Source organism: Pseudomonas sp. DP-17, from assembly GCF_022380625.1.
Classification (GTDB): domain Bacteria; phylum Pseudomonadota; class Gammaproteobacteria; order Pseudomonadales; family Pseudomonadaceae; genus Pseudomonas; species Pseudomonas nitroreducens_A.
The window spans coordinates 367,120-376,465 of the sequence record NZ_JAKSXG010000012.1 but is presented as its reverse complement, the minus strand read 5'-3'; the positions used below and the strand labels follow the sequence as shown (position 1 = coordinate 376,465).

11 protein-coding genes are annotated in these 9,346 nt (G+C 65.8%); 7 read left to right on the top strand and 4 right to left on the bottom strand.

Annotation, left to right across the window (positions count from 1 at the left end):
* Nucleotides 1–43: 43 nt before the first annotated feature.
* Both MJ122_RS20275 and MJ122_RS20270 read left to right on the top strand, forming a co-directional pair.
* A complete protein-coding gene (locus MJ122_RS20275) occupies nucleotides 44–850 on the top strand; it encodes an ABC transporter permease (protein WP_239745843.1) in 807 nt (268 codons plus the stop codon).
* Complete coding sequence (locus MJ122_RS20270; RefSeq protein WP_239745842.1) at nucleotides 850–1,626, top strand: ABC transporter ATP-binding protein; 777 nt, start codon at nucleotides 850–852, stop codon at nucleotides 1,624–1,626. The genes MJ122_RS20275 and MJ122_RS20270 overlap by 1 nt, the downstream gene beginning before the upstream one ends.
* Nucleotides 1,627–1,632: 6 nt before the next feature.
* Here the strand turns inward: MJ122_RS20270 and MJ122_RS20265 are convergent, their stop codons facing one another.
* Both MJ122_RS20265 and MJ122_RS20260 read right to left on the bottom strand, forming a co-directional pair.
* On the bottom strand, nucleotides 1,633–2,643 hold the full coding sequence (locus MJ122_RS20265; RefSeq protein WP_239745841.1) for a YgcG family protein: 1,011 nt from the start codon (nucleotides 2,641–2,643) through the stop codon (nucleotides 1,633–1,635).
* Nucleotides 2,640–3,254: a LemA family protein gene (locus MJ122_RS20260; RefSeq protein WP_017520537.1), complete on the bottom strand. Its 615-nt coding sequence runs from the start codon at nucleotides 3,252–3,254 to the stop codon at nucleotides 2,640–2,642. Before MJ122_RS20260 ends, MJ122_RS20265 begins: the two co-directional genes overlap by 4 nt.
* Nucleotides 3,255–3,400: 146 nt before the next feature.
* Here MJ122_RS20260 and MJ122_RS20255 point away from each other — a divergent pair, with 146 nt between their 5' ends.
* The 3 genes from MJ122_RS20255 (at nucleotide 3,401) to MJ122_RS20245 (ending at nucleotide 5,330) form a co-directional block, all read left to right on the top strand.
* Nucleotides 3,401–4,231 carry an EamA family transporter gene (locus MJ122_RS20255; protein WP_088416063.1) on the top strand — a complete coding sequence of 277 codons (831 nt, stop codon included), beginning with the start codon at nucleotides 3,401–3,403 and terminating at the stop codon, nucleotides 4,229–4,231.
* Between the two features lie 100 nt (nucleotides 4,232–4,331).
* Entirely contained in the window at nucleotides 4,332–4,718 is a 387-nt protein-coding gene (locus MJ122_RS20250) for an MAPEG family protein (protein ID WP_239745840.1), read from the top strand.
* A gap of 144 nt (nucleotides 4,719–4,862) precedes the next feature.
* Nucleotides 4,863–5,330: a cytochrome c gene (locus MJ122_RS20245; protein ID WP_239745839.1), complete on the top strand. Its 468-nt coding sequence runs from the start codon at nucleotides 4,863–4,865 to the stop codon at nucleotides 5,328–5,330.
* Nucleotides 5,331–5,560: 230 nt separating this feature from the next.
* Here the strand turns inward: MJ122_RS20245 and MJ122_RS20240 are convergent, their stop codons facing one another.
* Nucleotides 5,561–5,959, bottom strand: coding sequence for a DUF1090 domain-containing protein (locus MJ122_RS20240; protein WP_088416066.1), 399 nt, complete (start codon nucleotides 5,957–5,959; stop codon nucleotides 5,561–5,563).
* A 164-nt stretch (nucleotides 5,960–6,123) separates the two neighbouring features.
* Here MJ122_RS20240 and MJ122_RS20235 point away from each other — a divergent pair, with 164 nt between their 5' ends.
* On the top strand, nucleotides 6,124–7,122 hold the full coding sequence (locus MJ122_RS20235; RefSeq protein WP_239745838.1) for an alpha/beta fold hydrolase: 999 nt from the start codon (nucleotides 6,124–6,126) through the stop codon (nucleotides 7,120–7,122).
* On the opposite strand, the gene MJ122_RS20230 is transcribed toward MJ122_RS20235, so the two are convergent.
* Nucleotides 7,119–7,865 (bottom strand): metallophosphoesterase, encoded by a 747-nt coding sequence (locus MJ122_RS20230; protein ID WP_239745837.1) that lies wholly within the window; start codon nucleotides 7,863–7,865, stop codon nucleotides 7,119–7,121. The genes MJ122_RS20235 and MJ122_RS20230 overlap by 4 nt on opposite strands.
* 171 nt (nucleotides 7,866–8,036) lie before the next feature.
* Between MJ122_RS20230 and MJ122_RS20225 the strand changes: the two genes are divergently transcribed.
* On the top strand, nucleotides 8,037–9,341 hold the full coding sequence (locus MJ122_RS20225) for a ferric reductase-like transmembrane domain-containing protein (protein WP_239745836.1): 1,305 nt from the start codon (nucleotides 8,037–8,039) through the stop codon (nucleotides 9,339–9,341).
* The last annotated feature ends 5 nt before the right edge of the window (nucleotides 9,342–9,346 follow it).

Genomic DNA, 9,346 nt, shown 5'->3' with positions numbered 1-9,346 from the left:
CCCCCCCGCCGCCCCGCGTCTTTCTCCGTTCGAAGAGCCCGACATGAAAGCCCGACAATCCAACCCGCTGTTCACCATCGGCAAGCCGATCGCGCAGCGCCATTTCCTGCTCATCGGCGGCGCCGTGTTCGTCCTGCTGGCGCTGCTCTGGTGGTTGGCCGGGGCGAGCGGCGCGGTACCGAAGATCTTCCTGCCGGTGCCCGGCGACGTCTGGGCGCGCATGCTCAAGCTGGCTGCCGATGGCACCCTGTGGGCGGATCTGAAGGTCAGCGTGTACCGCATCGCCGTGGCCTTCCTGGTGTCCTCGGCGATGTCCATCGTGATCGGCGTGTTCGCCGGCTGCTACGGCTTCTGGAAGGCTGCCACCGAGCCGCTGGTGGACTTCGTGCGCTATATGCCGGTAGTCGCCTTCGTCCCGCTGACCATCCTCTGGGCCGGCACCAGCGACTTCCAAAAATTCCTCATCATCTGGATCGGCACCTTCTTCCAGCAGGTGCTGATGGTGATGGACGCCATCAAGCGCGTGCCGGCGGACTTCGTCGGCCTGGGCCGCACCCTCGGCATGCCGGATCGCCGCATTCTCCTGAAGATCGTCCTGCCCAGCGCGTTGCCGGGCATCTGGGATGCCCTGCGCATCAGTCTTGGCTGGGCCTGGACCTGGCTGGTGCTGGCCGAGCTGGTGGCCGCGACCTCCGGCCTGGGCTACCGCATCACCGTGTCCCAGCGCTTCTTCCAGACCGACACCATCATCGGCTACATCCTCCTGCTCGGCTTCCTCGGGCTGGTCACCGACCAGGCCATGCGCGCCGGCGAGAAGATCCTGTTCCGCTACAACCGGAGGCGCAGCTGATGGCGACCCTGGAAATCACCGGCCTGAACAAGAGCTTCGCGGTCGGCAAGGAGCGCCGCGAGGTGCTGCGCAACATCGACCTGACCCTGGCAGACAACGAGTTCGTCTCCATCGTCGGCACCTCGGGCTGCGGCAAGAGCACGCTGCTGTCGATCGCTGCCGGCCTGGAGGACTTCGACAGCGGCAGCGTGCAGGTCGACGGCGTACCGATCACCGGGCCGGGCCTGGACCGTGGTGTGGTGTTCCAGTCCTACACCCTGTTGCCGTGGCTTACGGCGCGGCAGAACGTCGAGTTCGCCCTCAAGGCCGCCGGCCTGTCCCGCGCGCAATGCCGCGAGATTGCCGACGAGCACCTGGAGCTGGTGAAGCTGGCGAAGTTCGCCGAGGCCTATCCGAACGAGCTGTCCGGCGGCATGAAGCAGCGCGTGGCGATTGCCCGGGCGCTGTCCTACCGGCCGAAGATCCTGCTGATGGACGAGCCCTTCGGCGCGCTGGACGCCATGACCCGCCACCAGATGCAGGAACTACTGACGCGCATCTGGGAAACCCACCGGCTGACGGTGATGTTCGTCACCCATGACGTAGAGGAGGCGGTGTATCTGTCCGACCGCATCGTGGTGATGGGCCTGGGGCCGGGACGGATCAAGACCACCTTCGATGTGAATCTCGGCCGCCCGCGCCACGAGGACATGGCCGCCAGCGCCGAGTTCATCGAGCTGCAGCGCCAGGTGCTGCGTTCGATCCGCGAGGAAGAACAGGGCGTCGCCGCCCTGTAGGGCCTGCTACCAGCGGCCGGAGGCACCGCCGCCGCCGCTGGAGCCACCGCCACCACTGAAACCACCGCCTCCGCCGCTTCCCCCGCCTCCGCCGCCTCCACGCCCACCGCCGCCACGGCCGATCGAGCTGATGATCATCAGCAGCAGCTGCAGCACACCTGAGGTCAGCCACATCGGGGGCAGGAAGAAGACGTACAGCACCAGCGGGATCGAGAAGGAGCCGATCATCTGCTGTTGCAGGGCTTCGGGGTTGGCTTCGCTGAACAGCAGCACTGCCGAGGCCACGCTCCCGACCAGGGCGCTGCACAGCAGGTAGCGGCCCATGCTGCGCTGGCGCAGCCATTGCACCGGGAAGAGCAGGCACAGCAGCGGCACACCCACCAGCAGGGCGAGCAGGCCGAGCAGGCGCGCGGGCGGGATTTCCTCGGCGGCGCTGGCGTTGCGGTTGGAATAGGCGTCGCTATAGCCCGTCACCGGGCCTGTCTGCGGCAGCTGGTCCGCTGCACTTTCTTCCTGGTCGGCAGGCGCCGCCGCGGGTGGCTCGATCAGCGCGACCAGGCTGTCCACACCGGCCTGGATGCCGCCGGCGAAATCACCCGTCTTGAAGTGCGGCACTATCTGCTCGCGGATGATGCGGCCGGCCTGTACGTCGGTGATGGTGCCTTCCAGCCCGTAGCCGACCTCGATGCGCAGCGTGCGGTCGTCCTTGGCGACCACCAGCAGCACGCCATCGTCCACGCCCTTGCGCCCCAGCTTCCATTGTTCGAAGGCACGGACCGCGTAGTCCTCGATGCTGTCCTCGCCGGTGCTGGGGATCAGCAGCACGGCAATCTGTGCGCCCTTGCGCTGCTCAAGGCCCGCAAGCTGGCTTTCCAGCTGTGCGCGCCGGCCCGCGTCGAGGGTCTGGGTGAGGTCGGTGACGCGGGCGCTGAGCGGCGGGATGGCGACCGGCGCGGCCTGCAGCAGAGCCGCCCAGCACAGCAGCAGGGCGGCCAGCAGCCAGCGCGGCAGGGTCATTGCGCGGGCTGCGCCGGCGCGTTGCCGAAGTCCACTTTAGGCGCGGTGGAAATGGCGGCTTCGTTCTCGACGCTGAAGTTGGCCTTGGGTTTGTAGCCGAAGATCTTCGCGGTGATCACCTGCGGGAACTGGCGAATCATCACGTTGTACTCCTGCACGGCCTTCACGTAGCGGCCACGGGCGACGGTGATGCGGTTCTCGGTGCCTTCGAGCTGGGTCAGCAGGTCCTTGAACAGACCGTCGGCCTTGAGCTGCGGGTAGTTCTCCGAGACCACCAGCAGGCGCGAAAGCGCTGAACTGAGCTGGCCCTGGGCCTGCTGGAAGCGCTTGACCGCTTCCGGGTCATCCAGTTGGTCGGCATTGAGGGTGGTGCTGCCGACCTTGGCGCGGGCCTCGGTCACCTGGGTCAGCACGCTGGCTTCATGGGCGGCGTAGCCCTTCACGGTGCTGACCAGGTTGGGGATCAGGTCGGCGCGGCGCTGATATTGGTTGAGCACTTCCGACCAGGCGGCCTTCACCTGTTCGTCGCCGGCCTGCATGGCGTTGTAGCCGCAACCGGAGAGCAGGGAGACGAGGATGTAAGCAGTCAGGAATTTGAACAGGCGTGGCATGGCAGGCGCTCGTGCTGGCGAAAAGCCCCAGTCTAGGCCAGTTCCGGCCGAGGAGTCAGTTGGAAATGTCCGAAACAGCCGGTGCTTGCCGGCCACGGGGTGGCTCGGGATAGAATCAGGCTGGTCTATACCAGGAGTTCGTTTTCGTGCTCGCCACTACCCTGGTGCTGCTGGCCGCCCTGCTGCACGCCACCTGGAACACCCTCGTCAAATTCAGCAACGACCGCTTGCTGGTGGTCGCCTGCATGGACGTGGTCGGCCTGACTGCCGGCCTGGCGCTGCTGCCCTGGATCGAGATTCCGCCCGCCGAGGTCTGGCCCTGGCTGCTCGCAGCCGTGTCGCTGCAGCTGGTCTACCGGGTGCTGCTGATCCAGGCCTACAAGGTCGGTGACCTGGGGCTGGTCTATCCGCTGATGCGCGGGCTGTCGCCGCTGGTGGTGCTGGCGCTGACCCTGACCTTCGGTGGCGAGCACCTGACGGACAAGCAGATCCTCGGCATCCTGCTGATCCCGCTGGGCATGCTGTTCCTGCTCAAGGGCGGCGGCGGCTCGAAGCTGCCGTGGATCGCCTATCCCACCGTACTGCTGATGGGCCTGTGCATCGGCAGCTACACCTGGACCGACGGCAACGCGCTGAAGCTCTGGCCCAAGCCGCTGGACTACCTGGTCTGGCTGTCGCTGCTCTCCGGCCTGCCGTTTCCGCTATTGGCGTTGTTCGGCCGGACGCGGGCCTTCGCCAAGTTCTGGATCAACGACTGGAAGCTCGGCCTGAGCGTCGGTTTCTGCGTGCTGCTCAGCTACGGGCTGGTGCTCTGGGCGATGCAGCTGGGCTCCATCGCCGAGGCCGCCGCGCTACGCGAGACCAGCGTGCTGCTGGTGGTGCTGTTCGGCATGCGCTTCCTCAAGGAGCCTTTCGGCCTGCCGCGCCTGGCCGCGTGCAGCCTGGTGCTGGCGGGCATGCTGGTGATGAAGCTCTGAGGATTGGCCCGCGCTACGCTGCGAGGCGCCAGGCCGGTCAAGGACGCGGCGTGCAGCCGTGATCTAAGCTGCGCGCTTTCCCCTCGACGAGATTCTCACCATGCCCATTGCCTTCTGGTGTGTCCTGATCGCGATCTTCCTGCCCTATGTCGGGACCAGCATCGCCAAGTTCACCGGCGGCGGCTTCGGCCTCCGGCAGAACCACGACCCGCGCACCTTCCTCGCCACTCTGGAGGGTTACCGCAAGCGCGCCAACGCCTTCCAGATGAACAGCTTCGAGGTGACCCCGGCCTTCGCCGCGGCGGTGATCATCGCCTATGTGGTGAACAACGCCGAACCTGCCACCATCGACCGCCTGGCCATCGCCTGGGTCACCAGTCGCCTGCTCTACCTGATCTTCTACGTTGCCGACCTGGCGCTGTTGCGCTCGCTGGTATGGTTCCTCGGCATGGGCCTGATCATCGCGATCTTCGTCGTTTCCGCCTGACCTTTGCGCGCCTGAACGGCGGCTGAACGAAAGGCGTGCGGCTGCGGCGGATGGCCGCAGACGCTCGGGCGCGCTCTGGAACATTCGGACATCGGGGCGGATAATCCGGCGCTTCCGTGTCCAGCCGTCCTACAAGAGTCCCCCATGAAGTTGAAGACCCTGCTCGTTCTGCTGCTTGCCGGCGCGGCGCTCGCCGGCTGCCATCGCCAGGACCCCAACTCGCCGGAGTACAAGCGCCAGGCAGTGTTCAAGGAGATGCTCAAGACCAGCGAGGACATGGGTGGCATGTTGCGTGGTCGTATTCCCTTCGACGCGGACAAGTTCCGCGCGAATTCGACCAAGCTCGGCGAGCTCGCCGACAAGCCCTGGCAGTACTTCCCGTCGACCCAGCCGCCGGCTGACCAGGTGGAAAGCGACGACACCCGCGCCAAGGCGGAAATCTGGCAGCGCCAGCTGGAGTTCCAGGCCGACGCCAAGACCTTCGAGCAGGCCGTCCGCGCGCTGGGCGAGAACACCCGCAACGCCGCGCCGACGCCCGAGGGCGTGCGCAAGGACTTCGCTGCGGTAGAAGACGCCTGCGAAGCCTGCCACAAGAAATTCCGCGCACTCTGAGCGCAGGGCAGCGGCGGACTTTGCCACGCCCTCGCGGGCGTGGCTCCTCCTGCAAGGGCAGTGCCCGATTCTGTAGGAGCCACTGTCTTTCTCCGCAAGTCCGTGCCGAGAACTCCCCTCTCCCTGACCCTGGCATCGCGCCCTGCTCCGAAGGGAGAAGGCAGGCCCCGGCGCAATATTTCAGGTAAGCGGACGCCGTCCGCGACCCCGCCGCAGGCCGATCCCCGGTATTACTCCTCCAGCTCGCGCTTGGCCTGCTCCAGTTCGGCGCGGGACTCGGCCAGCTTGTCCTTGCGCTTCTCGATCTTCTCCGGATCGCCCTTGCTCATCGCCTTGCGCAGGTCTTTCTCGCGCTGGGCGACGTCCTTCTCTGCATCCAGCACGTTCTGCTTGCGCTCCTGCGTGAGGCTGGCGTCAGTGCAGTAGGTCTTCACCTTCTCCAGAGCGGTCTGCAGGCCGGCGACGCGGTTGCCGTTGCCCTGGGCCTTGGCCTGTTCGAGCTGGGTTTCGATGGCGGCGCGCTTGGCGGCGCAGCCGGTCAGCGGCTGCTGGGCGGTATCGGCGGCAAACAGCGGGCTTGCGCAGCCGAGGACGAGTACGGCGGCCATCAGGGCAGAGCTTCGGAACATTTTCGGAATCCTTGGTTACCAAACACTATGACGTTGGAGTCAGCGGCTAGAGTTTGCCATGGACGTCAAGGCGAGGGGCTGTCTCAGGGCAAGTGCCCGCGGTTCGGTTGCTCAGCAGCCGGCCGGGGCTCGCAAGGCCCGCCGGGCGGGCAAGGAGAGGCGGTATGCGGGTGGCGATGCGAATCGTGCAGGCACTCATCGCGCTGCTGGTGCTGGCGCTGCTGGTAGGGGGCTGGTGGTACGTGCCCGGTGAGCTGAAGTTGCAGCCGACGCTGACCGGCAGCAGCGAGGATGCTTCGGTGCGCCAGGGGCAGCGGCGCCGCAGCTATGTGCTCTACGTGCCGCACAAGCTTGCCGAGCATCCGGCGCTGCTGGTGGTGCTGCACAGCTCGCAGAGCAACGGCGAGCGCATGCGCCGCGACAGCGGTTACCGCTTCGACGCCCTGGCCGACCGTGATGGCTTTCTGGTGCTGTATCCCGATGGTTTCGAAGGGCACTGGAATGACTGTCGGCGGGTGGCTTCCTACAGCACCCGGCGTCTGAACATTGACGACGTCGGCTTCCTCTCGCAGATGATCGACAGCCTGCAGCGCGAGCGCGGCGTCGACCCGGCGCGTGTGTTCGTCACTGGCTACTCGAATGGCGGGCAGATGGCGCTGCGCCTGGCCGCCGAGGCTCCGGACAAGGTTGACGGCGTCGCCGCCGTGGCTGCCAGCCTGCCGAGCGCGGACAACGACGCCTGTCGCCCCGCCGAGCAGCCCAAGGCTGTGCTGCTGATGAACGGCACGCGGGACCCGATCAATCCCTACGCGGGTGGCCGGGTCACGCTGTTCGGCTTCGGTGACCGTGGCAACGTGCTTTCCGCCGAGGAGTCCGCCCTGGCGCTCGCTAAGCGCAACGGCCAGGGTGGCGAGCCGCAGGTGGACAAGCTGACCCAACCCGGCCCTGTATGGACGCAGCGGCAACGTTGGGCCGACAGCGGCGGGCCGCCCGTTGAGCTGGTAACGGTGTTCGGTGGTGGGCACCTGATTTCGCAGCCGCTGTACCGGCCGCCGCGCCTGTTGGGGCGCGTCGATCCGCAATTGGATGGGCCTGCCGAAATCTGGCGCTTCTTCAGCGAACTGTCACCTGACGAGCCGCCACAGAGCGAGCCGCTGTTCTAGAGTTCGATCACCCTACAGGGATCGAAGCCGCTGTCCTCACCGGGGTAGGCGCCGGGATTGGCGACGACGCGCGCCTTGCCGATGCGATAGTCCAGGCACTCATGAACGTGTCCGTGAATCCATAGATCGCACCGCTCGACCAGGCTTTCCAGGTTTGAGGCGAAGGCAGGCGACAGGGCGTCGCCGACATAGTGCGAGGGGATCGAGCGGGTGCTGGGGGCGTGGTGTGTCACCACCGCAGTCGGGCCGGCGAAGGGTTGATCCAGCTCCGCTGCCAGCCACTCGCAGTTGGCGCCATACAGTTCTTGGCTCATCTGGGGTGTGAAAGGCTGGGTGAAGTAATCCACCGTATTGAAATCGGGCATCAGCAGCTGCGCCTGCTCGCAGGCCAGTTCTGACGCGGATTCGCCGTAGAGCTGGAAGTCCGTCCACAGTGTGGTGCCGAGGAAGCGCACCCCGCCGAGGATGACCTTGTCCTTCTCGAGGAAATGGATATCCAGCGCGCGGGCCAGGTTGCGCATGGCCTGGGTCAACTCGGGCTGGTCGGAGTGATAGAACTCGTGATTGCCGGCGACGTAGATGATTTCGCTGTCGGGGAATTCCTCGCGAGCCCAGTGCAGGCCTTGCAGGTGTTCATGGATGTCGCCGGCCAGCACCACGACATCTGCGGCGGCAGGAGGCAGCTCGCGACGGCCGTTGGGGAAATGTTCGTGATGGAGGTCGGAAAGGACTCGCAGGCGCATGACTGGCACTGGTCTGTAAGAATTTGCCGAGCATAGCGAAGGGCGATGCCTTTGACATGCGTCATAGAAATCCGGATGTGCGCCTAAAGACCTTACGAAATTAAGGGATGATTCAGAAGAACCCTTCAGATTCCACCTGGGCCCGCAGTTTCGGCGCCCCAAGGAGGACCCGTGAAACTCATCTGGATCGTACTGTTGGCCGTGGCGGCCACCTTTGGTTTGGCACTGTTCGTCGACCCGCCGGCAACGCTGGACATCTGGGTCGTGCGCAAGCAGGCCATTCTCTTTACCGGCGTCGCATCGTTCGCGCTGATGTCCCTGATCATGCTGCTGGCCGTGCGACCGGTCTGGCTGGAAAAGCCCCTCGACGGGCTCGACCGCATGTACCGCGCGCACAAATGGGCGGGCATTCTGGCTATCGTGCTGGGTCTGTTGCACTACCTGATGGAACTGGGCGGGCCGCTGCTCGCCGAGTTCATTACCAAGCCGGCCAAGGGGCCGCGGGTGGAAACCTTCCTCGACGTGTTCCGCGGCTCGGCCAAAGACCTGGGCGAATGGTCGGCCTGGCTGCTCGCGGCGATGCTGGTCATCACCCTCTGGCAACGCTTCCCGTACCACCTGTGGCGTTACATTCACAAAACCCTCGCAGTGGTCTACCTGGTGCTCGCCTTCCATGGCGTGGTGCTGGCGCCTGCGGGCTATTGGACGCAACCGATCGGTTGGCTGGTGGCGCTCTGCGCTGCAGTGGGCAGCCTCTGCGCGCTCTGGTCGCTGACCGGGCAGATCGGCCGTCGGCGCACCCATGAAGGCGTGGTGGTAGCGATCGAGCGTCCCGGCGAGCGCATGCTGGAGGTGACCTGCAGGCTTCAGGGGCGCTGGCGGCACCGGGCTGGCCAGTTCGCCTTCCTGACCTGTGATCGCCTGGAGGGGCAGCATCCCTTCACCCTTTCCAGTGGTGACCAGGGCAATGGCGAGGTGCGCTTCAGCATCAAGGCGCTCGGGGACTACACACAGCGCCTTCAGGATGCCCTGAAGGTTGGTGATCCGGTGAAGGTAGAAGGGCCCTACGGCCGCTTCGACTTCCGCCGCGACAGGGGCGAACGGCAAGTTTGGATCGCCGGTGGTATCGGCATCACCCCGTTCCTGGCCTGGCTCGAATCTCTACAGGCGCGGCCGGACGACTGCCCGGAAGTAACGTTGCTGTACTGCGTGCGTTCGCCGTCCGATGCGATTTACGCGGGTCGCCTGCGTGAGCTGTGCGCGAAATTGCCGCGCATCGATTTGCGCATGCATTACAGCGAGAGCGCAGGCTACCTGCAGGCGGCTGACCTGGGGGTAAAACCCGGAGCGCAGGGACGCTGGCCGAGCATCTGGTTCTGCGGTCCGCAGGCGCTGGCCGAACTGCTGCGCCGTGACCTTCGTCGCCAGGGCATGCCCGGAAACCGCTTCCACCAGGAAGCCTTCCAGATGCGCTGAGGCGC